The 20,807-nt window shown below is 69.1% G+C and carries 18 protein-coding genes; 14 read left to right on the top strand and 4 right to left on the bottom strand.

Annotated features, from left to right (window positions below; genetic code table 11):
* The first annotated feature begins 28 nt into the window (after nt 1-28).
* From odhB to bpln_RS08075, 4 genes are all read left to right on the top strand, one after another.
* Nucleotides 29-1,306: a 2-oxoglutarate dehydrogenase complex dihydrolipoyllysine-residue succinyltransferase gene (gene odhB, locus bpln_RS08060; RefSeq protein ID WP_042624724.1), complete on the top strand. Its 1,278-nt coding sequence runs from the start codon at nt 29-31 to the stop codon at nt 1,304-1,306.
* Nucleotides 1,307-1,394: 88 nt separating this feature from the next.
* Nucleotides 1,395-2,825 carry a dihydrolipoyl dehydrogenase gene (gene lpdA / locus bpln_RS08065; RefSeq protein WP_042624725.1) on the top strand — a complete coding sequence of 477 codons (1,431 nt, stop codon included), beginning with the start codon at nt 1,395-1,397 and terminating at the stop codon, nt 2,823-2,825.
* 118 nt (nt 2,826-2,943) lie between these two features.
* Nucleotides 2,944-4,041: a cell division protein ZapE gene (zapE, locus tag bpln_RS08070; protein WP_042626537.1), complete on the top strand. Its 1,098-nt coding sequence runs from the start codon at nt 2,944-2,946 to the stop codon at nt 4,039-4,041.
* A gap of 201 nt (nt 4,042-4,242) precedes the next feature.
* Nucleotides 4,243-4,674, top strand: coding sequence for a transposase (locus bpln_RS08075; RefSeq protein ID WP_042626538.1), 432 nt, complete (start codon nt 4,243-4,245; stop codon nt 4,672-4,674).
* Nucleotides 4,675-4,807: 133 nt separating this feature from the next.
* Here the strand turns inward: bpln_RS08075 and bpln_RS08080 are convergent, their stop codons facing one another.
* The 4 genes from bpln_RS08080 to bpln_RS08095 form a co-directional block, all read right to left on the bottom strand.
* Complete coding sequence (locus bpln_RS08080) at nt 4,808-5,269, bottom strand: DUF2147 domain-containing protein (RefSeq protein WP_042624726.1); 462 nt, start codon at nt 5,267-5,269, stop codon at nt 4,808-4,810.
* 168 nt (nt 5,270-5,437) lie between these two features.
* On the bottom strand, nt 5,438-7,120 hold the full coding sequence (locus bpln_RS08085) for a ShlB/FhaC/HecB family hemolysin secretion/activation protein (RefSeq protein ID WP_055138536.1): 1,683 nt from the start codon (nt 7,118-7,120) through the stop codon (nt 5,438-5,440).
* Between the two features lie 134 nt (nt 7,121-7,254).
* Nucleotides 7,255-8,619 carry a collagen-like triple helix repeat-containing protein gene (locus bpln_RS08090; protein WP_042624728.1) on the bottom strand — a complete coding sequence of 455 codons (1,365 nt, stop codon included), beginning with the start codon at nt 8,617-8,619 and terminating at the stop codon, nt 7,255-7,257.
* Nucleotides 8,620-8,662: 43 nt separating this feature from the next.
* On the bottom strand, nt 8,663-10,726 hold the full coding sequence (locus bpln_RS08095; protein WP_244486969.1) for a collagen-like triple helix repeat-containing protein: 2,064 nt from the start codon (nt 10,724-10,726) through the stop codon (nt 8,663-8,665).
* Between the two features lie 651 nt (nt 10,727-11,377).
* On the opposite strand from bpln_RS08095, the gene bpln_RS08100 reads away from it, so the two are divergent.
* The 10 genes from bpln_RS08100 (at nt 11,378) to bpln_RS08140 (ending at nt 20,805) form a co-directional block, all read left to right on the top strand.
* On the top strand, nt 11,378-11,572 hold the full coding sequence (locus bpln_RS08100; protein WP_055138537.1) for a Flp family type IVb pilin: 195 nt from the start codon (nt 11,378-11,380) through the stop codon (nt 11,570-11,572).
* An 83-nt stretch (nt 11,573-11,655) separates the two neighbouring features.
* Complete coding sequence (locus bpln_RS33775) at nt 11,656-12,156, top strand: A24 family peptidase (protein ID WP_080937144.1); 501 nt, start codon at nt 11,656-11,658, stop codon at nt 12,154-12,156.
* Entirely contained in the window at nt 12,153-12,623 is a 471-nt protein-coding gene (locus bpln_RS08105) for a TadE/TadG family type IV pilus assembly protein (protein ID WP_042624731.1), read from the top strand. The genes bpln_RS33775 and bpln_RS08105 overlap by 4 nt, the downstream gene beginning before the upstream one ends.
* Before the next feature lie 187 nt (nt 12,624-12,810).
* Nucleotides 12,811-13,737, top strand: coding sequence for a Flp pilus assembly protein CpaB (cpaB, locus tag bpln_RS08110; protein ID WP_042624732.1), 927 nt, complete (start codon nt 12,811-12,813; stop codon nt 13,735-13,737).
* A gap of 66 nt (nt 13,738-13,803) precedes the next feature.
* Nucleotides 13,804-15,231, top strand: a complete 1,428-nt coding sequence (locus bpln_RS08115) for a type II and III secretion system protein family protein (protein WP_055138538.1) — start codon at nt 13,804-13,806, stop codon at nt 15,229-15,231.
* Between the two features lie 75 nt (nt 15,232-15,306).
* A complete protein-coding gene (locus tag bpln_RS08120; RefSeq protein ID WP_055138539.1) occupies nt 15,307-16,554 on the top strand; it encodes a fimbrial protein in 1,248 nt (415 codons plus the stop codon).
* A 3-nt stretch (nt 16,555-16,557) separates the two neighbouring features.
* The gene (locus bpln_RS08125; protein ID WP_042624735.1) at nt 16,558-17,904 is read left to right on the top strand and encodes a TadA family conjugal transfer-associated ATPase; all 1,347 of its coding nucleotides are present in this window, start codon (nt 16,558-16,560) and stop codon (nt 17,902-17,904) included.
* A complete protein-coding gene (locus bpln_RS08130; protein ID WP_055138540.1) occupies nt 17,897-18,913 on the top strand; it encodes a type II secretion system F family protein in 1,017 nt (338 codons plus the stop codon). Before bpln_RS08125 ends, bpln_RS08130 begins: the two co-directional genes overlap by 8 nt.
* Before the next feature lie 10 nt (nt 18,914-18,923).
* Nucleotides 18,924-19,916, top strand: a complete 993-nt coding sequence (locus bpln_RS08135) for a type II secretion system F family protein (protein ID WP_042624737.1) — start codon at nt 18,924-18,926, stop codon at nt 19,914-19,916.
* A gap of 34 nt (nt 19,917-19,950) precedes the next feature.
* Nucleotides 19,951-20,805, top strand: a complete 855-nt coding sequence (locus bpln_RS08140) for a tetratricopeptide repeat protein (RefSeq protein WP_055138541.1) — start codon at nt 19,951-19,953, stop codon at nt 20,803-20,805.
* The last annotated feature ends 2 nt before the right edge of the window (nt 20,806-20,807 follow it).

Genomic DNA, 20,807 nt, shown 5'->3' on the forward strand with positions numbered 1-20,807 from the left:
CCCAGATCAAGCATCCAGGAATCAAGTCATGGCTATCGTTGAAGTCAAAGTCCCCCAGCTTTCCGAATCGGTGTCGGAAGCGACCATGCTGCAATGGAAGAAGAAGCCCGGTGAAGCCGTCGCGCAGGACGAAATCCTGATCGAACTCGAAACCGACAAGGTCGTGCTCGAAGTGCCGGCGCCGGCCGCCGGCGTGCTTTCCCAAGTGCTGCAGAACGACGGCGACACCGTCGTGGCCGATCAGGTGATCGCCACCATCGATACCGAAGCGAAGGCAGGTGCCGTCGCCGCGGCCGCCGGCGAAGCCGAAGTGCAACCGGCTCCGGCGCCCGTCGCCGCGGCGCCGGCACCGGCCGCGCAGCCGGCTGCCGCAGCGGGTTCGAGCAACGCCGCTTCGCCGGCCGCCTCGAAGCTGCTGGCCGAGAAGGGCGTGGACGCGAGCCAGGTCGCCGGCACGGGCCGCGACGGCCGCATCACCAAGGGTGACGCGCTGGCCGCGAACGCCGCGCCGGCCAAGGCCGCTGCCGCCCCGGCCGCCGCCGCGCCGAAGAAGGCCGCGCTGCCGGACGTGAAGGTGCCGGCCTCGGCCTCCAACTGGCTGAACGACCGTCCGGAGCAGCGCGTGCCGATGTCGCGCCTGCGCGCGCGGATCGCCGAGCGTCTGCTCGAATCGCAGCAGACCAACGCGATCCTGACGACGTTCAATGAAGTGAACATGCAGCCGGTCATGGACCTGCGCACGAAGTACAAGGACAAGTTCGAGAAGGAACACGGCGTGAAGCTCGGCTTCATGTCGTTCTTCGTCAAGGCGGCGGTCCACGCGCTGAAGAAGTTCCCGCTCGTGAACGCGTCGATCGACGGCAACGACATCGTCTACCACGGCTACTTCGACATCGGTATCGCGGTCGGTTCGCCGCGCGGCCTGGTGGTGCCGATTCTGCGCAACGCCGACCAGCTGAGCCTGGCCGACATCGAGAAAAAGATCGCCGAGTTCGGTCAGAAGGCCAAGGACGGCAAGCTGTCGATCGAGGAAATGACGGGCGGTACGTTCTCGATCTCGAACGGCGGCGTGTTCGGCTCGATGCTGTCGACCCCGATCATCAACCCGCCGCAGTCGGCGATCCTCGGCGTCCACGCGACCAAGGAGCGCCCGGTGGTCGAGAACGGCCAGATCGTGATCCGTCCGATCAACTACCTCGCGCTGTCGTATGACCACCGGATCATCGACGGCCGCGAAGCGGTGCTGTCGCTGGTCGCGATGAAGGATGCGCTGGAAGATCCGGCACGCCTGCTGCTCGACCTGTAAGCCTGCGTTGCTCCCGTATTGAATCGCTCCGGGCGCGCGGCACACGCGTTGCGTGTGGCCGCGCGCCGGGCAACAGAGAAGGATAGTCATGTCCAAGGAATTTGACGTCGTCGTGATCGGCGCCGGCCCCGGCGGCTACGTGGCCGCGATTCGCGCAGCCCAGCTCGGCAACACGGTTGCCGTGGTCGAGAAGTGGAAGAACCCGGCCGGCGCGCTGAAGCTCGGCGGCACCTGCCTGAACGTCGGCTGCATCCCGTCGAAGGCGCTGCTCGCTTCGTCGGAAGAGTTCGAAAAGGCGTCGCATCACCTGGCCGACCACGGCATTTCGGTCGGCGACGTGAAGATGGATAACGCGAAGATGCTGTCCCGCAAGGACGCCATCGTCGAGAAGATGACGGGCGGGATCGAGTTCCTGTTCAAGAAGAACAAGATCACCTGGCTCAAGGGCCATGGCAAGTTCACCGGCAAGACCGACGCCGGCGTGCAGATCGAAGTCAGCGGCGAGGGCGAGACGGAAGTGGTCACGGCGAAGAACGTGATCATCGCCACGGGCTCGAAGGCGCGCCACCTGCCGAACGTGCCGGTCGACAACAGGATCGTCGCCGACAACGAAGGCGCGCTGAACTTCGACACGGTGCCGAACAAGCTCGCCGTGATCGGCGCCGGCGTGATCGGCCTCGAACTCGGTTCGGTGTGGCGCCGCCTCGGCGCCGACGTGACGGTGCTCGAAGCGATGCCGGCGTTCCTCGCCGCCGCCGACGAGGCGATCGCCAAGGAAGCCGCGAAGCTGTTCAAGAAGCAGGGCCTCGACATCAACCTCGGCGTGACCATCGGCGAAGTGAAGGCGAGCGACGCCGGCGTGTCGATCGCTTACACCGACAAGGACGGCAACGCCAAGACGCTCGAGGCGGACCGCCTGATCGTGTCGGTCGGCCGCGTGCCGAACACCGACAACCTCGGCCTCGAGGCGATCGGCCTGAAGGCCAACGAGCGCGGCTTCATCGACGTGGACGACCACTGCCGCACGGCGCTGCCGAACGTCTACGCGATCGGCGACGTGGTGCGCGGCCCGATGCTCGCGCACAAGGCGGAAGACGAAGGCGTGCTGGTGGCCGAAGTGATCGACGGCCAGAAGCCGCACATCGACTACAACTGCATTCCGTGGGTGATCTACACCTCGCCGGAAATCGCCTGGGTCGGCAAGACCGAGCAGGCGCTGAAGGCCGAGGGTCGCGAGATCAAGACCGGCAAGTTCCCGTTCTCGATCAACGGCCGCGCGCTCGGCATGAACGCGCCGGACGGCTTCGTGAAGATGATCGCCGACGCCAAGACCGACGAAGTGCTGGGCGTTCACATCATCTCGGCGAACGCGTCGGACCTGATCGCCGAAGCGGTGGTCGCGATGGAATTCAAGGCGGCGTCGGAAGACATCGCCCGCATCTGCCACGCGCACCCGTCGCTGTCGGAAGTCATGCGCGAAGCCGCGCTCGCGACCGACAAGCGTTCGATCAACAGCTGATCGACGCGGCCCCGAGGGCCGCCTGGGCGCCGCGCCGGTTCGCCGGCCGGCGTCGCCGTTTGATGCCGAAGGCGGGCGGGAATTTTCCGCTCGCCTTTGTTTTTTTCCGGTTTGCATGATGAACGTCACCGAATACTACGAGCGCGAACTGGGCTCGCGCGGCTACCAGGCCGATACCGCGCAGCGCACCGCGATCACGCGACTGCAGCAGTGCTTCGACGAGTGGGTCGCCTACAAGGCGCGGCGCTCGAACGCGTTCAAGAAGCTCGTCATCCGGCCGGAACTGCCGAAGGGCGTCTACATGTGGGGCGGCGTCGGCCGCGGCAAGAGCTTCCTGATGGACAGCTTCTTCGCGGTGGTGCCGGTGCAGCGCAAGACGCGCCTGCATTTTCACGAATTCATGCGCGAGGTGCATCGCGAACTCGAGGAGCTGAAAGGGCAGGCCGATCCGCTCGACGAACTCGCGCGCCGCATCGCCAGGCGCTACCGGCTGATCTGCTTCGACGAATTCCACGTCTCGGACATCGCCGACGCGATGATCCTCTACCGCCTGCTCGACCGGCTGTTCACCAACGGCGTGCAGTTCGTGATGACCTCGAACTACGATCCGGACCTGCTCTATCCGGACGGCCTGCACCGCGACCGGATGTTGCCCGCGATCGCGCTGATCAAGCAGAAGCTCGACGTGATGAACGTCGACGCCGGCGTCGACTACCGCCAGCGCACGCTGACGCAGGTGAAGATGTATCACACGCCGCTCGGCGCCGAGGCCGATCGCGCGCTGCGCAGCGCGTTCGCGAAGCTCGCGGCGGTGCCCGACGAGAGCCCGATCCTGCACATCGAGAAGCGCGAGCTGAAGGCGCTGCGCAAGGCCGACGGCGTGGTCTGGTTCGATTTCGCCACGCTGTGCGGCGGGCCGCGTTCGCAGAACGATTATCTCGAACTGGCCTCGCGCTTCCACGCGATCGTGCTGTCCGGGGTGCCGCAGATGTCGCCGCGGATGGCCTCCGAGGCGCGCCGCTTCACCTGGCTGATCGACGTGCTGTACGACCACAAGGTGAAGCTGCTGATGTCGGCGGCGGTGCCGGCCGAGGACCTGTACGTGGAAGGGCCGATGGCCAACGAGTTCAGCCGGACCGTGTCGCGCATCGTCGAGATGCAGTCTCAGGAATATCTTGAGACACCGCGACGCATTGTCGATACCTCGCTGACCTGATTGATTCGTCGCGCCGCGGGCCGCGCTTCCGGGCGCGCGCAGGGGCGGGGCGAATCGCGCCTGAATCCCGCGCCTGCGGGATCGTACTATTTCGATTTTGCCGAGCGACTCCGCTTTACTCAAGCATTCTCGGAATCGTTCAATATCCAGCGCGAAAGCCGCCCGATATCGTGTGTCATGTTCCTGTAAATGGAGAGATACATGACACCATATCGAGACATCACCGATGGCGAATGGCAGCGCGTTGCCAGCTTGCTGCCGGAATTGCGGCCGCGCAAGGAACTGCGTGGGCGGCCGCTGGCCGATGCCCGCAGCGTGCTGAATGGCGTGCTGTGGGTCATTTTCAGCGGCGCGTCATGGTCGGCCATTCCGCGCCGCTATCCGGCGTATCAAACCTGCCATCGCCGCTTCATGATCTGGTACGAGTCGGGCACGCTGCGCGCCGTGCTCAGTGAGCTGTTCGGCCCGGCCAGCGACGATCTCTACGAGACCATGACGATCCGCATGCGCAAGCACGTGCATTCCCATGCGGCGGAGTTGCGCCATGCGGTGCAGCCGAACCGGATCCGTCTGTCGCGCATCGATCCGGCCTTCACGCCCGAGCCGCACCTGCCGCCGCGTTCCGCGGCATGAAGCCGGACGCGGGCGGCGGCGCACCGCCCGCGTCCGCTCGCCCTGGCGGGCCGTCCGGGGCCTTGCTTCGCGCCGTGTCTCTCGTTTTGCCCGCCTGCAGCCGCAGGCGGCACTACCCTCCAGCGCGATACGCTTATTGCTGGCGGACCCAGGTCTGCGACCGGCCGAGCAGCGACACGCCGATATAGCCGCGCACGATCAGCTTCTGGCCGCCGTCCTCGAGCGTCATCTTGCAGCGGTACACCTTGCCGTTTTCCGGGTCGAGGATGTTGCCGCCATCCCAGTGATCACCATCGGCCTTCATGGCCTTGATGATCGTCATGCCCTTGATCAGCTGATCCTTCCGTTCGTCGGTGCAGGCGGTGCAGCGGCGCTCGGGCGTGTCGTTGTCGCCGAGGCCCTGCTTGACGACGCCCGACAGTTCACCGTTGCCGTCCTGGGAAATCTGCACGAGCGCCTTCGGCTTGCCGGTGTGGTCGTCGATGGTCTGCCAGGTGCCGATCGGGCTGTCGGCCTGGGCGAAGGCGCCCAGCGCGGACATCAGCAAGGTGCCGCCGACGGCGAGCCGGCGCAGGCGGGAATTGAAGCGGGTCATTGTCTTCCTCCTTGAATGCATCGTCTTTTTGTGCAAATTCTCATGCGGATACCCGGCCTCGCAAGGCGCCGGAAACCGTCATCGAGAATACGTGAAAGCCGTCGCCGCGTTTGATAGAGGTGCCTCTAATCGAGGTGGGCGCCCGCGGCGCGCGGACGCCCGCCGGGGTCAGTTCAACTGATAGGAGAACGATGCATTGACGCGCGGGCTGCGCGAGGCGCTTTCGATCGGCGCGTCGCCGATCGGCTTCGCGACCGAGACGTCGATGTTGTAGTGCTGGCCGTCCGACACGCGCACGCCGAGGCCGACCGACGACAGCCGGTTCGGCAGCGGCGTGCCGGCATGCAGGTAGACGCGCGCCATGTCGTAGGCGATGTAAGGCGTGATCGACTTCAGATAGGCGAAGCCGAGCGCGAACGAGCGGTTGATCTCGGCGGACATGCCCCAGCCCGAATCGCCCGAGGTTTCGCCGGGCTCGTAGCCGAGCGCGAAGCGCTGCGCGCCGAACGCGATCTGCTCGGTGGTGGGCAGCGAGACCGGGCTGAACTGGCCCGTCAGCTGCAGCGTCGTGCCGATCTTGAACGGCCACTGGTTGGTTTGCACGAGCGTCGCGCCGGTGCGCACGAAGGTGATCGAGGCCGGGTTGGTCTGCGTCGAGTTGGGGATGTTGGTGTCGACCGACTTCGACGCGCCGAGGATGTCGAACGCCTTCGCGACGTTGAAGCTGACCTTGGTGACCGAGGTCGGCCGCACGTTGGTGAAATCCATCTGCGCCTGCAGCACGCGCACCTGCGAGCGCAGACCGATGAACTGGCCGCCGATCTGGTTCTGGTACTGGTCCTCGCTGTGCGAGGCGTAGCCGGACACCGTCGCGAGCAGGCTGCGCTGGTTGTTCAGCAGGATCGGGTACGACGCGGAGACGCCGAGCTTGTCGTTGACCACGGTGCGCTTCACGTAGGACGGCAGCCCCGGGTTGTCACTCGGGTTGCCGCGATAATGGCTCGCGTCGACGCGTGCCGTGAGGCCGTTGCTGCCGATCGGCACCGAGCCGCTCGCGGCCACGTAGGTCACGTTGTTCGGGCCTTTCGGCGCGAGCGCCGACAGGCTCAACTGCTCGCCGAGCGAGGTCAGCCCGCTTTCGGTCACGGTGAACAGCCCCTGCACGCCGGGGTTGCTGGTGGCGATGCCGCTGCTCACGTTGATCGGCTTGCGCTTGACGTCGAGCGACAGGGTGGTCGCGCCGTCGGTGTTCTGCGGTGGCGGCACGTTGGCCTTCACGGTGATGCCGGGCAGCAGGCCGAAGGTGTTGACGTAGCGCTCGAACGTGGCGCGCCGCAGCGGCCGGTCGGCGGTGATGTGCGCGGCCACCGCGCGCAGCTTCGATTCCATCGCGCCGGGGTTGCCGGTGATCTGCACGTCGGACACGAAGCCCTCGACCACCGTGATCCTGACCACGCCGTCCTCGAAGGTCTGCGCCGGCACGAACGCGAACGACAGCGCATAGCCCTTGTCCTGGTAGAGCTTGGTCACGCCGTTCGCGGTTTCGATCAGTTGTCCTATCGTGATGTCCTTGCCGACGAGCGGCGTGAAGCGCGCCGACACTTCCTCGAACGGAATCGACTTGACGCCTTCGATGCGGATCGTGGCGGGGGTGAGGTGGCGGGCGAGCAGCTGTTGCACCTGCTGCGCCTGCGGTTCGACCTGGACCGTGACGGTCGAGCGCTGGGGCGGGTTGACCGGCGGCAGCGATTCGAGCGGGTTGCCGGCGGGGCGGGTCTGCGCCTGGGCGGGAACGGCGGCTGTAGCGGCGAGCGCGCACAGCAACGTCCAAACCTGTTTCTGGGTTCGCATTGTCGGTGAGTCCTCGTAGGCCTGCTGCTTTTAGTTTTCGACTGCGAACGGACGGCATCGCGATCGATGTCGTCCGTCCCGTGCAACCTGTGATGACCGTCCGTGCCTCCCGCCGGCACGGACGCTTACCGCCATTACTTCCCGACGCTGCCCAGCGTGCCCAGCAATCCGGTGACCGGTGCGAGCAGGCCCGTCGAGCTGCCGGTGCCCGAGTTCGCCGTCGAGGTGACCGAGCTGACCAGCGAGGTGACGGGCGAGAGCAGCGAGCCCGCTCCCGAGCCGGACGTCGTCCCGCCCGCGGCACCGCCGAGCGTGCCGGTGACAGTATTGAGCAAACCGGTGGCGGGCGCGAGCGGATTCGTCCCGCCTGTGCCGGTGGCGCCACTGGTGGCCGAACCGAGCGCGCCCGTGACGGTCGAGACGAGCCCCGTGACCGGCGCGAGCGGGCCGCTTGCGCCGCCGGCGGCGCCGCCGAGCGAGCCCGTCAGCGAACCGATCAGGCCGGTGAGCGGGTTGCTCGCGCCGCTGCCCGACGACGAGCCGTTGGCGACCGTCACGGTCGAGCTGCCGACCAGGCTCGTGATCAGGCCGGCCACCGGCTGCGCGCCGTTCGGGCCGGATGCGTCGACCAGGCCGCCCGCGTTGGTGACGGTGTTGCCGAGCGAGGTCACGAGCTTGCCCGCGTCGCCGACCAGCGGTTGCGACGAGGTGCTGCCGATCTGCGTGCCGGCCGAGGCGACCGCGCCGCCCAGCTGCTGCAGCAGGCCCGAGACCGGCGCGCCGAGCCCGCTGGCCGAGCCGACTGTCTGGGTGGTCTGGCCGACCGTCGTGACGATCGGCGTGATGGCCGAGCTGAGCGGCTGCGTGACGGCCTGGACCTGGCTCGACGACAGCACGTTGCCGAGCGTCATGCCGCCGGCTTCCACGCCGTTGGCGGCGGTGTTCAGCAGCGTGCCGACCGGCGTGGTGATCGGCGCCAGCGCCGAGAGCTGGCCGGTGCCGAGCGAATTGACGGTCTGGCCGAGGCCGGCGACCGTGGTGCCGGCCGCGCTGACCACGCCGCCGAGCCCGGCGACGGTGGTGCCGACCGGATCGGACGTGGTGCCGGTCTGGCCGAGGCCGCTGCTGAGCGCGTTGGCGGCCGCGTTGACGACCGTGCCGACGCTCGACACGGTGCTGCCGAGGCCTTGCGTGACGCCGCTGCCGACGCCGGGGATCGTTACCGAGCCGACGGTGTTGCCGAGATCGGTGGCGGTCTGCCCGGCGGTGGTCAGCACGCCGGTGGTGCCGCTGCTCGACGACGAGCTGGTGGTGCCGCTGGTGCCGGTCGTTTGCGGGACATTGCCGCCGCCGCTGGTGCCGGCCTGCGTCGTCATATCGCTGCCGCCGCAGGCGGCCAGCGCGGACAGGGTGGCTGCCGCCGCCACGGTCAGCGTGAGCCGCCACGCACGCAACGCCGGCGAGGATGACGGGGACGAGATCGATTGAATCGGTTTCATGATGGGTCTCCTGACGCTATTTGGTCTGACTGACAAAACACCGTTACTTCTTGCCGCCGCCGAGCAGCCCGCCGACCAGCGAGGTCACGGGTGCCAGCAGGCCGCCCGAACCGCTCGCCGCGGCGCCGTTGCTCGACCCGCTCAGGCCGGTCGCGACCGTGGTCGCGCCGGACGTGGCGCCGCTGGTGGCCCCCGCCGCCGCGCCGCCCGCCGCGCCCGCCACGCCGCTCAGCAGGCCGGTGACCGGCGCCAGCAGGCCGCCGGCGCTGCCGCCCGCCGCGCCGCCGCCCGCCACGCCGCCGAGCGCGCCGGTGACCGACGAGACGAGGCCCGTGACCGGCGCCAGCGCGCCGCCGCCGGTGGTGCCGCCGGCCGCGCCGAGCGCGCCGGTGACCGACGAGACGAGACCCGTGACCGGCGCCAGCGCGCCGCCGCCGGTGGTGCCGCCGGCCGCGCCGAGCGCGCCGGTGACCGACGAGACGAGACCCGTGACCGGCGCCAGCGCGCCGCCGCCGGTGGTGCCGCCGGCCGCGCCGAGCGCGCCGGTGACCGACGAGACGAGACCCGTGACCGGCGCCAGCGCGCCGCCGCCGGTGGTGCCGCCGGCCGCGCCGAGCGCGCCGGTGACCGACGAGACGAGACCCGTGACCGGCGCCAGGAGGCCGCCCGCGGCGCCGCCAGTGGCCCCGCCCGTGGCGCCGCCGAGCGCGCCGGTGACGGACGAGACGAGACCCGTGACCGGTGCCAGCAGACCGCTCGCGCCGCCGCCGGTGGCCCCGCCAGTGGCGCCGCCGAGCGCGCCGGTGACGGACGAGACGAGGCCCGTGACCGGTGCCAGCAGGCCGCTCGCGCCGCCGCCGGCGGTGGTGCCGCCCAGGCTGCCGAGCGTGCCGGTGACATTGGAGACGAGGCCCGTGATCGGGGCGAGCGGGCCGCTGCCGCCGCTGGTGCCGCCGAGACCGCCGAGCGTGTTGGTCAGGCCGCCCACCAGCGAGGTGACCGGGGCCAGCGGGTTGCCGCCGCTGCCGCCCGTGAGCAGGCCGCCGAGCGAGGCGACCGTGTTGCCGGTGGCCGACACCGTCGAGCCGAGGCCCGCGGTGACCGGGTTGCCGCCGCCCGTCGAGGCGATCAGCGAGCCGGCCTGATTCAGGCCGCCGCCGATCGTGCCGAGCAGCGTGTTGACCGGCGCGCCCAGGCCGGTGACGTTGCCGACCGTCTGCGTGGTGTTCGCGACCACCGAGGTGATCGGCGTGATCGCCGAGCTGACGGTCTGGGTGATCTGCTGCACGGGGCCGGTGCTCAGCACGTTGCCGAGCGTCGTGCCGCCGTTGGCCACCGTGCTGCCGAGCGTCGAGACCAGGCCGCCGACCGTCGAGGTGACCGGGGCGAGCGGCGAAAGCGGGCCGCTGCCGAGGCTCGTCACGAGGTTGCCGGTGCCGGTCACGGCGTTGCCGAGTTGCGACACCACGTTGCCGGTCGAGCCGAGCGTGGTGCCGAGCGGGTTGGAGGTGGCGCCGAGCTGGCCGAGGCCGCCCGCGAGGCCATTGCCGAGCGCGCTGACCGCGCCGCCGACGCTGCCCACCACGCTGCCGAGCGCCTGGGTCGGCGCGCTGCCGAGACCGGGCACCGACTGGCTGCCGATCACGGTGCCGAGGCCCGACACGGTGGTACCGACGCTCGACACGACGTTGCTGGTGCTGGCGACCACGCTGCCCACCGCGTTGCTCGAACTCGTGCCGCTGGTGCCCGAGGTACCGCTGGTGCCGGATGTGCCGCTGGTGCCCGACGTGCCGCTGGTGCCCGAGGTACCACTGGTACCGGACGTGCCGCTGGTGCCCGAGGTACCGCTGGTACCGGACGTGCCGCTGGTGCCCGAGGTACCGCTGGTGCCGGACGTGCCGCTGGTGCCCGAGGTACCGCTGGTGCCCGAACTCGTGCCTTGCGGCGTGTTCGTGCCGGACGTGCCGGAAGAACCCGAACTGGAGCCGCCGGTGCCCTGGCTAAGCGAGCCGGAGCCGCCGCAGGCGGAGAGGGAAAGCATGGCTGCCACGGTGGCGGCGATCAGCGTCGTCCGGAGCATGCCTTGGGCAATCGGTTGGGTATCCATGTCGTCCTCGCAGTGGTGTTGTGTGGTCTGTGTTACCGCGAGCAACACTCTGCAACACTCATGCCACGCGATTCGAACGGCACGCCGCGACCGCGGTACGACAATTCGCGCCGGCCGCAAAGCCTTGCGCCGTCTCGGTTTAACGATGGTTGAAAACGATTCTCACGCAGATTGAAATGCCGAAGCGCGGGGCGATATTCGAGGGACGTAACGTAACGTCACAGGATTTCCGTTACGCACGTCGCGTAACGTGGGCGGCATGAAAACGGTTCACTCGAACGATTGTTTTACTGATGGATTAGACAGGTAGATCTAACCTATCGTTAGCCCTTATGGGGGTCCCACCGAAAGATAGTGAAAATGAGGCCGCGCGCCGAGCTGTCGCTCAGGAAATGCATAAAAAAAGTTGAAAAGAAAAGCTGTTCGGCTTTAAGATTTGTCGGTGCGTGTTCCTGCCGCACCACAAACCCGAAGTGGAGGTGCCTATCGAAACGATTGCAAGATTGTTAAATGGCATCGAAATAGGTAAGAGCTCCTGAAAAAACGAGCTATAAAGAAATGGCCGGAGCCGGACGTCGAAGCCGGTGACGGTTGGACGGCCAATATGCCAGGCGCATCAGGCCCACGAAACTCAAGGCACGAGGGATTACCATGAACACACTCATCAATCGCTTCCTCCGGGAAGAAGACGGGGTTACCGCTGTCGAATACGGCCTCATCGCGGGCCTGATGGCAGTGGCACTCGTCACGGCCGTCGGCGTCCTGTCGGGCGGCATTACCAACGCATTCAGCTATATCGCCAACAAGCTCACCGGGCTGGGCGCCGCCGGCGGCTCGGGCAGCTAATCCGATCCTGTTTTTCCGCATGAGGATGCGCGGGTCGCCGTTTCGGCGCCCGCGTTCGTCATGCCTGCCCTTCGGGAATCTGAATGATTCTGCTTTTGAGCGTCGGGGTGTTCCTGGCCTGGGTAGTGATGGTTGCGGTGGGCGATATTCGTTTTCGGCGTATTCCCAATTCCTTGGTAGTGGCAGGCCTGATCTGCGGATTTGTATCGACAATGGCTCGATATAACCCGTTTGATATAACACTGGCCGAGGCAATAATCGGTGCGGCGATCGGTTTCGTCGGATTGTTTCCGTTTTTCGCATGGCGCCTGATGGGTGCCGCCGATGTGAAGGTATTTACTGTGCTCGGGCTATGGTGCGGATTCCGGGGTTTGTTCTGGTGCTGGATTGTCGCGAGTCTGGCGGCGCTGATTCATGTGCTCGGCTTGATGTACTGGACCCGCACGCCAATCGGGGCATTGTGGCAACGAGGTTCGCCGGCATTGGCGCTCGGCGCGCGCCGTGGTTCGCCTTACGCGGCGTTTCTCGTAATACCGGCGGCCGGGTGGCTGATATATCTGATCGTTACGGGGAATCTGCGATGAAGCCATTACTTCACGCCCCGCCGCGCCGTAGTGAGCGCGGCTCGATGTCGGTCGAATTCGCCCTGATCTTGCCGGCGTTCTTCATGGTGCTCTACGCGGTCATTACCTACGGGCTGATCTTCGCCGCGCAGCAGAACCTGACGCTCGCCGCCACCGAGGGCGCGCGCGCCGCGCTGAATTACCAGATCAGCTCGACGCCGCAGGCGGCGCTGACCGCGCGCGCCACCGCCGCCTGCACGGCCGCGACCAACCTGACCGGCTGGCTGACCGGCGTGCGCTGCGCGTCGACGCCGGCCGGCAACTGCAGCTACGACGCGTCGATGTACTGCATCAAGGTCACGCTCACGTATCCCTACAGGACCAGTCCGCTGATCGCGCCGCTGCCGCTCGTCGGCATGCTGCTGCCGGTGCCGGATTCGCTGACGGGGACGGCCACGGTGCAGATCAGCCCCGTCAACATCATCTAGGAGGCCTGGTTCGCGGTACGACGCGCCGCGACGAGGCGGCGCGCGCAATGGCAAAACCGGCGGCAAGGGCGGTGACAGCAGGCGCAGTGACAGCAGTGGCGGCGGCGGGCGGAACCGGACTGGCCGGATACCGGCAAGGCAGGCGCGGAATGCCCGATTTCATGAATCGCAGGTTTGCAGAACAACCATGGCCAACAATCTGACGAAGATCCTCGCGGTGGCGCTGATCGTGATCGCGCTGTTGCTCGGCGTGTACGCCTGGGTGCTGGGCAGCCGGTCGTCGTCCGCGCCGGTCGTGTCGGGGCAGCCGGTGGCGCAGGCCCGGCAGGTGCCGGTCGTCGTGGCCGTCCAGCCGCTGAAGGCGGGCGTGCCGATCGTGGCCAGCAGCCTGAAGGTCCAGCAGGTCGCGGCACGGCCCGACGGCGCGTTCGTCGATCCGGTGCAGATCATCGGCCGGGTGCCGAGCGCCGACATCCCGGAGCAGGCCGCGGTGGTCGAGAGTTCGCTGTCCTCGGGCATGGCGGACCTGGTCGAGCCGGGCGAGCGCGCGATCGCGGTCAAGGTCGACGAGAACAACGCGGTCGGCAACCGTGTGCGCCCCGGCAACTTCGTCGACGTGTTCGTCAACCTGAAGCGCGACGCCGCGGGCGGGATTCCCGGCACCAATTCGAGCGGGCCGGAGATTCCGAAGACGCAGGCCAAGCTGCTGCTCTCGAAGATCCGCGTGCTGGCGTTCGGCGACGCGACCACCGCGCGCGACCAGTCGGGCGGCGCCGCGGGCGGCGTGCGCACCGCCGTGCTGGCGGTGCCGACCGCGCAGATCGACGCGCTGACGCTGGCCGAGGCAAGCGGCAACCTGACGCTCGCGCTGCGCAGCCCGCGCGACGAGGAGGTCGCGACGCAGACCGTCGCGATGCGGGTGGGCACGGCCGCCGATCCGTCGGCGCGCGCGGCGCAGGGGCTGTCGCTTTCCGAGCTGTCGCGCGGCGTGGCGGATGCCCCGGCTGCCGCCGTGCCGCGCCGGGCGGCGCCGGCCCGCGTGGTGGCGCGCAGTCCGGACGGCGGCAGCATCGAAGTGATACGGGGTGGGCGCGCCGAGTCGGTCGCCTATTGAAACGAGCACGGCAGCAGGCAGTCTTGCAACCGATACGGAGAGGTCCGGCTGCGGATCTCCGACACAATGAAAAAGAAACTGATTGCATTGGCCATGGCAACGAGCGCAGTGATGGTGTCGTCCGTGGCAAACGCAGCCGGCCCGGACGCGGGCGTCGACCTGGCGGTCGGCGCGCAGCGGCAGATCGCGACCGGACGCAGCCTGCAGCGCGTCGCGATCGGCGATCCCGCGGTGGCCGACGTGCTGGTCGTCAAGGGAAATGGCGGCGGTGTGCTGTTGATCGGCAAGAGTGCCGGGACCACGAACGTGATGCTCTGGGAACGAGGTCGTAGCGAACCGGATGTCTATCCGGTGCATGTGACGAGCGGTGCGGCCAGGGCGCTGCTCGGCGCCGACACGCCGCGCGTGGACACCTACGGCGACACCACCGTGATCGCCGGCTCGGCGACGACGCTGGAGGCGCACCAGCGCGCGGTGGACGTGGCCAACGCGGCGGCCGCCGCGCGCGCGGCCGCGCAGGCCGGCGGCGCGGGCGCGAACGGCAAGGCTGGCGCCGGCGCCGCGGGCGGTGCCGGCGGAGGCGGGGTGGGCAGCGGCGCCGCGTCGTCGGTGGTCGACGCCTCGACCATCAGCGGCCGCAACGTGGTGCAGGTCGATGTGCGGGTGGTCGAGTTCAGCCGTTCGGCGGTCAAGCAGGCCGGCCTGAACTTCTTCAAGAGCAGCAACGGCTTCGCGTTCGGTTCGTTCGCGCCGAGCTCGCTGAGCTCGCTCGGATCGAGCGCGACCTCGGGGCTGGCGGTAACGGCCGCGCAGCCGATCGCCTCGGCGTTCAACCTGGTGGTGGGCTCGGCCTCGCGCGGCATCACCGGCAACCTGTCGATCCTCGAACAGAACAACCTGGCGCGGATCCTCGCGCAGCCGACGCTGGTCGCGCTGTCCGGGCAGAGCGCGAACTTCCTGGCGGGCGGAGAGATCCCGGTGCCGGTGCCGCAGGCGCTCGGCACCGTCTCGATCGAATGGAAGCCCTACGGCATCGGTCTCACGGTCGCGCCCACCGTGCTCGGCCCGAACCGCATCGCGCTGAAGGTCGCGCCCGAGGCGAGCCAGCTCGATTTCGTCAACGCCATCACGATCAACGGCGTGACGGTGCCGGCGCTCACCACGCGCCGCGCCGACACCACGGTCGAGCTCGGCGACGGCGAGAGCTACGTGATCGGCGGGCTGGTCGATCGCGAAACCACGTCGAACCTGAGCAAGGTGCCGTTTCTCGGCGATCTGCCGATCATCGGCGCGTTTTTCAAGAGTCTGAGCTACCAGCAGAACGACAAGGAACTCGTGATCATCGTGACGCCGCATCTGGTGTCGCCGATCGCGGCCGGCACGACGCTGCCGTCGGCGCCGGGCGAGCTGTCCGAGCAGCGCGACGGACCGGTCTGGCGTTCGTTCCTCGGCGGCATGCTGGTGCCGGACGCGGCCCCGGGGTTCTCGAAATGAGCGCGCCGGCGCAACGGAGCGCGCACGGGCGGCCCTGGCCGGCCCGCGCGCGCGGCACAACGGGGAGTGTTCAACATGAACGCGAGAACTCAATCATTGGCTGAGCCCGCCGTCACCGATCATTTCATCTGCGCCTCGCCGCGTGCCGAACGCGTGCGCTGGCTCGCGCAGACGCTCCTCTCGACCGGCGCGGTCGAGGCCTCGCCGCTCGACCCGGCGGTGCTGGTGCAGCGTATCGGCGGGCTCAATCCAGCCCTGGTGTTCATCGACTTCGCGGGCGAGCAGGCGGGCGCGAGCGCGGCGGTGTCGGCGGTGCGCATCGCCTATCCGGGCCTGCCGGTGATCGCGCTGGGCACGCTCACCGAGCCCGAGAGCGCGCTCTCGGCGCTGCGCGCGGGGGTGCGCGACTTCGTCGATTTCTCGGCGCCGGCCGAGGAGGCGCTGCGCATCACGCGCGGCCTGCTCGACAACCTCGGCGAGCCGACCAGCCGCCACGGCAAGGTGCTCGCGCTGCTCGGCGCGCGCGCCGGAATGGGCGTGAGCACGCTCGCCGCGAACCTGTCGGTGCTGCTGCAGCGCAAGGTGGCCGCGCAAAGCCGCCGTACCGCGCTGATCGATCTCGGCCTGCCGGCCGGCGACAGCGCGCTGTTCCTCAACACGCGCTGCGAGCTGCATTTCGTGGAGGCGGTGCGCAACCTGCGCCGCTTCGATCGCACCTTCGTGAACACCGCGTTCGCGCATCATGCGAGCGGCGTGGCGCTGACCACGCTGCCGCCGAACCTGGCCGACCTGCGCGAGGTGTCGGCGGCGGCCTGCGCGGGCCTGTTCAACCGGCTGCGTGCGTTCGTCGACCAGCAACTCGTCGACCTGGGCGGCTTCACGAACCGCGAGTTCATCGCCCAGATCGTCGCGCTCGGCGACGAGACCTGGCTGGTCTGCGACCAGGGCGTGGCCTCGGTGGTGTCGGCCGTCGAGCTGCTCGACGACCTGCGCGAGAAGGGTGTGAACCTCGCGCGCGTGCGGCTCGTGGTCAACCAGTACGACGCGGCGATCGGCCTGCTGCCCGCGCAGATCGCCGAGCGGCTCGAACTGCCGCTTGCCGCGACGCTGCCGGCGCGGCGCGTGCCGATCGGCCACGCGGCGAACCAGGGCCGCCTGATCGTCGAGGCGGCCGAGCGCGATCCCTACGTGAAGGCGCTCGAGGCACTGGTCGAGCGGCTCACGGCGGCCGCCCCGCCCGATCCGGCGCTGCCGTCGCAGGCCGCCGGCAGCGGCCTGTCGGCGCTCAAGCGGTTCATCCATTCCTCCACGAAGCGATCGTAAGCGATGGCACACGACGACATCCAATTCGCCGACGGCGCCGCGCCGTTCTCGCAGTCGCAGCAGTTCCACGACATCAAGGACGCCGCGCACGAGCATCTGCTGAACCGCATCGAGGAGCTCGGTTCGGAGTTCGGGCGCTGGTCGCGGCAGGCGATCAACCAGTTCGTCGATCTGGAGATCGACAGCTTCGTGCGGCTGCGCCGGATTCCGCTCAACGAGAGCGAGGTGCGCGAGATCGCCGAGGCGCTGACCAAGGAGCTGGCCGGCTTCGGGCCGATCGAGGACCTGCTCGGCGATCCGCTGGTGGAGGACATCCTGATCAACGGCTACAACGACATCTACGTGTCGCGCCGCGGGATTCTCGCCAAGCTGCCGATCCGCTTCACCGACAACGCGCACCTGCTGCGCATCGTGCGGCGGATCCTGGCGCCGGTCGGGCGCCGGCTCGACGAATCGAACCCGATGGTCGACGCGCGGCTGCCCGACGGCGGGCGCGTGAACGTCGTGATCGAGCCGCTCTCGCTCGACGGGCCGGTGGTGTCGATCCGCAAGTTCCGCAAGGACCCGCTGAAGCCGTCGGACCTGCTCGAGAACAGCACCTACAACGACGAGATCAGCACGCTGCTGGAGGCCGCCGTGGAGGCGCGCTGCAACATCCTGGTGTCGGGCGGCACGAGTTCGGGCAAGACCTCGCTGCTCAACGCGCTGGCGTTCCACGTGCCCGAGAACGAACGCGTGGTGACCATCGAGGACACCGCCGAGCTGTCGCTGAACCATCCGCACGTGGTGCGGCTCGAAAGCCGCCCGGGCGGCTTCGACGGCACCGGCGTGGTGACCATCCGCGACCTGCTGCGCAACACGCTGCGGATGCGCCCGGACCGCATCATCGTCGGCGAAGTGCGCGGCGGCGAGGTGCTGGAAATGCTGCAGGCGATGAACACCGGCCACGACGGCTCGATGGGCACGATCCACGCGAGCTCGCCGCGCGAATGCCTGTACCGGCTGGAGATGCTGGCCGGCTTCGCCGGCTTCCAGGGCACCGAGTCGAGCCTGCGCCGCCAGATCTCGAACGCGATCGACTTCATCGTGCAGATCGGGCGGCTCTCCAACGGGCGCCGCCGGATCCTGTCGATCACCGAGGTGACCGGCATGTCGGACAACATCGTCGCGACCCAGGAGCTCTATCGCTACGACGCGCGCGTGACGCCCGAGGGCGAGGAGATCGATCACTGGGAGTCGCTCGGCATCCATCCGCATTCGCCGAAGCTCGCGCGCTTTCGCAGCGTGCTGATCGGCAACCTCGGCGGCGGCATGGACGGCTTCGGCCGCGGCGGAGGCTTCAATGTCTAGCGGCGTGCTGTGGGCGCTGTCGTTCGCGCTGCTGCTGGCCGCGGCCGGCGTGATGCTGTGGCGCGGCAGCCAGTTGCGCGAGCAGAGCGCGCACACGCGGCGCTTCTTCGACAGCCGCCTGGAGGCGGGCGCGAAGGTGGCCGTGCCGGCCGCTACGGCCGGCGGTGCCGGTAGCGCGCCCACGCGCCAGAAGGCTGCGGCCGCGAGGCCGCCCGCCGGGCAGGCGGCCCGGCCGACGACGGCCGCCGCGGGCCTCGCGGCGTGGCGCGCCAGGGCCCAGGCGTGGTGGCTCGGCATCAGCGATCGAGCCGGCCTCGAGGAGGTCCGGGGCCTGCTCTACGTGCTGGCCGGGCTGGTGCTGCTGGCGATGCTGGTGGCCGGCGCGCGCGGCGGCTGGGTGGCGGCCGGCGCGGCGCTGCTCGGCGGCGCCGCGCTGGTCTGCCTGTGGGTGCTGCGGCGAATTTCGGCACGGCGCCTGAAGATCGTCCGGCAGCTGCCGTCGTTTCTCGACGGCGTGGTGCGGCTCGTGACGCTCGGCAACAGCGTGCCGGCCGCGTTTCAGGGCGCGCTCGGCACCACCGAGATGCCGCTGCGCCGCTGCCTCGACCAGGTGTCGAGGATGCTGCGCACCGGCGTGGAGATCGATCGCGCGATGCTGCATATCGCCAGGGAATACCGCGTCCGCGAGTTCGAGCTGGTGGGCTCGGTGTTGCGCCTGTCGGTCAAGTACGGCGGGCGCGCCGACGTGATGCTGGAACGCATGGCGACCTTCATGCGCGATCTGGAGCAGGCCGAGCGCGAACTGCACGCGATGTCGGCGGAGACGCGCCTGTCGGCATGGGTGCTCGGCCTGCTGCCGATCGCGGTCGGCAGCTTCGTGGTGTCGACCAATCCGCAGTATTTCACGGCGATGTGGATCAACGAGTCCGGCCGCCTCGTGCTGTACGTGGCGTTCGGCCTGCAGATGCTCGGCGGCTATCTGCTGTACCGGATGGCGCGGCTCAGGTAGGGGAGGCGTAATGGAGGCACATCACCTGGGCGCGATGGCGCTGGGCTTGGGGGCGATCGGCGTGCTGCTGCTGGCCGGCGTGGCGATCGTGCGCGCCTTGCTCCTGCAGCGCAGCGAACGCACGCTCGCGACCGCGCTCGACCAGCGTCTGGCGGCGAGCCGCGCCGCGGCCGCGCGCGCCGGGCAGGCGCAGGCCGCCGAGCTCAAGCCGGCCGGGGCGCGGCAGGCCGGCTTCGCGGCGTGGCGCGCGCAGGCCGAGCGGATCGGCATGCGCTGGCTCGACACCAGCCTCGGCAAGCAACTGGTGGCCGACGAGGATCGCCAGCTGCTCGAGCAGTGCGGCTACGTGGAGGCGCGCTCGCGCGGCCTGTTCCTGGTGGCGCGGCTGGCCTGCGCGATCGGGCTGCCGCTCGCGATCCTGCCGTTCATCGCGCATGGCGGGGCCGGCAAATGGCTGTTCGGGCTGTTCCTCGCGCTCGCGGCCGGCTTCATGCTCCCGAAGATCTACGTGCGCCGCCGCGCGGCGGCGCGCCGCGAGAGCGTGGCCGACGAGATGCCGCTGTTCGTCGACATGCTGCGCCTGCTGCAGGGCGTCGGCCTGTCGCTCGACCAGAGCATGCAGGTGATCACGCACGACTTCACCACCATGCTGCCGGTGCTGTCGTGGGAACTGGGCGTCGCGCAGCGGCAGTTCGCGGCGGGGCGCACGCGCGAGCAGTCGCTCGCGCGCCTGACCAGCAGCTTCGACAACGAGGACCTGCGCTCGATCGTGCGGCTGCTGATCCAGGTTGACAAGCACGGCGGCGCGGTGCAGGAGCCGCTGCGGCTGTTCGGCGACCGGCTGCGCGACGGGCGCCGCGCCACCCTGCGCGAGCGGATCGGCCGGCTGACCGTGAAGATGACCGGCGTGATGATCGTCACGCTGCTGCCGGCGCTGCTGATCGTGACGGCCGGGCCGGGGATCATGACCGTGGTGTTCGCGCTCGCGAACATGAAGCGCTGACGGCGGGCGACACCATGAAGAGGAGCGCAGCGAGATGAAACGATCGAAGGGACGCACCGTGCTGGCCGGCGTGCTCGTCGCCGGGCTGGCGAGCGGCTGCTCGCTGTTCAAGGATGCGAACTACGGGGTCGGCGCGCAGGCCGAGCGGGCCGCGATGATCCAGGCCGCGGCCGACAAGGTCGACCCGCCCGACACGCCGGGCATGTATCTGGGCCTGATCGACCGCATGCAGCAGCAGGGGCTCTATTACGCCTCGCTCGCGCACATCGACGAATACGAGAAGCAGTACGGCGCGACGCCCGATACCCGGCTGCTGCGTGCCGACGCGCTGCGCGCGACCTCGCAGCTCGATGCCGGCGAGCAGGCCTACACGCAGCTGCTGAACACGCCGCTGGCCGCGCGCGGCTATCGCGGCATCGGCTTGATCGCGGGCGCGCGCGGCGACTTCACGCGCGCCGCCAGGCTGCTGGAACAGGCCACGCTGCTCGCGCCGACCGACGCCGCGGCGCTCTCGGATCTCGCCTACGCGCGGATGCGGGCCGGCGATCCGGGCGGCGCGCGCGTGCCGCTGATGAAGGCCGCCGAGCTCGATCACCGCAACCCGCGGATCATGAGCAACGTCGCGCTGTTCCTGATGGCGAGCGGGCATCCGGAGGATGCGCAGGGCCTGATGGACCAGCAGCGCCTGACGCCGCAGGTGCGCGCCGAGATTCGCGACGACGCGGCCCGGGTCACGGCCGCGCAGCGCATGCGCCAGCTGACCGTGGTGCCGCCGGGGCCGGCCGACGCGTCGCGGCCGGCCGGCCCCGGCCCCGGCGCCGCGCCGATCGCGAGCAATGAAGGCTTCGACCTGGCCGCGCCGCTGTTGCAGCGCTTCTCGCAAAAATGACC

The sequence above is a fragment of the Burkholderia plantarii genome (assembly GCF_001411805.1).
Taxonomy (GTDB): domain Bacteria; phylum Pseudomonadota; class Gammaproteobacteria; order Burkholderiales; family Burkholderiaceae; genus Burkholderia; species Burkholderia plantarii.

Bases quoted from the DNA above. Each gene is read 5' to 3' on its own strand.
- odhB (WP_042624724.1), top strand. From the start codon at position 29: ATGGCTATCGTTGAAGTCAAAGTCCCCCAGCTTTCCGAATCGGTGTCG.
- lpdA (WP_042624725.1), top strand. From the start codon at position 1,395: ATGTCCAAGGAATTTGACGTCGTCGTGATCGGCGCCGGCCCCGGCGGC.
- zapE (WP_042626537.1), top strand. From the start codon at position 2,944: ATGAACGTCACCGAATACTACGAGCGCGAACTGGGCTCGCGCGGCTAC.
- bpln_RS08075 (WP_042626538.1), top strand. From the start codon at position 4,243: ATGACACCATATCGAGACATCACCGATGGCGAATGGCAGCGCGTTGCC.
- bpln_RS08080 (WP_042624726.1), bottom strand. From the start codon at position 5,269: ATGACCCGCTTCAATTCCCGCCTGCGCCGGCTCGCCGTCGGCGGCACC.
- bpln_RS08085 (WP_055138536.1), bottom strand. From the start codon at position 7,120: ATGCGAACCCAGAAACAGGTTTGGACGTTGCTGTGCGCGCTCGCCGCT.
- bpln_RS08090 (WP_042624728.1), bottom strand. From the start codon at position 8,619: ATGAAACCGATTCAATCGATCTCGTCCCCGTCATCCTCGCCGGCGTTG.
- bpln_RS08095 (WP_244486969.1), bottom strand. From the start codon at position 10,726: ATGGATACCCAACCGATTGCCCAAGGCATGCTCCGGACGACGCTGATC.
- bpln_RS08100 (WP_055138537.1), top strand. From the start codon at position 11,378: ATGAACACACTCATCAATCGCTTCCTCCGGGAAGAAGACGGGGTTACC.
- bpln_RS33775 (WP_080937144.1), top strand. From the start codon at position 11,656: ATGATTCTGCTTTTGAGCGTCGGGGTGTTCCTGGCCTGGGTAGTGATG.
- bpln_RS08105 (WP_042624731.1), top strand. From the start codon at position 12,153: ATGAAGCCATTACTTCACGCCCCGCCGCGCCGTAGTGAGCGCGGCTCG.
- cpaB (WP_042624732.1), top strand. From the start codon at position 12,811: ATGGCCAACAATCTGACGAAGATCCTCGCGGTGGCGCTGATCGTGATC.
- bpln_RS08115 (WP_055138538.1), top strand. From the start codon at position 13,804: ATGAAAAAGAAACTGATTGCATTGGCCATGGCAACGAGCGCAGTGATG.
- bpln_RS08120 (WP_055138539.1), top strand. From the start codon at position 15,307: ATGAACGCGAGAACTCAATCATTGGCTGAGCCCGCCGTCACCGATCAT.
- bpln_RS08125 (WP_042624735.1), top strand. From the start codon at position 16,558: ATGGCACACGACGACATCCAATTCGCCGACGGCGCCGCGCCGTTCTCG.
- bpln_RS08130 (WP_055138540.1), top strand. From the start codon at position 17,897: ATGTCTAGCGGCGTGCTGTGGGCGCTGTCGTTCGCGCTGCTGCTGGCC.
- bpln_RS08135 (WP_042624737.1), top strand. From the start codon at position 18,924: ATGGAGGCACATCACCTGGGCGCGATGGCGCTGGGCTTGGGGGCGATC.
- bpln_RS08140 (WP_055138541.1), top strand. From the start codon at position 19,951: ATGAAACGATCGAAGGGACGCACCGTGCTGGCCGGCGTGCTCGTCGCC.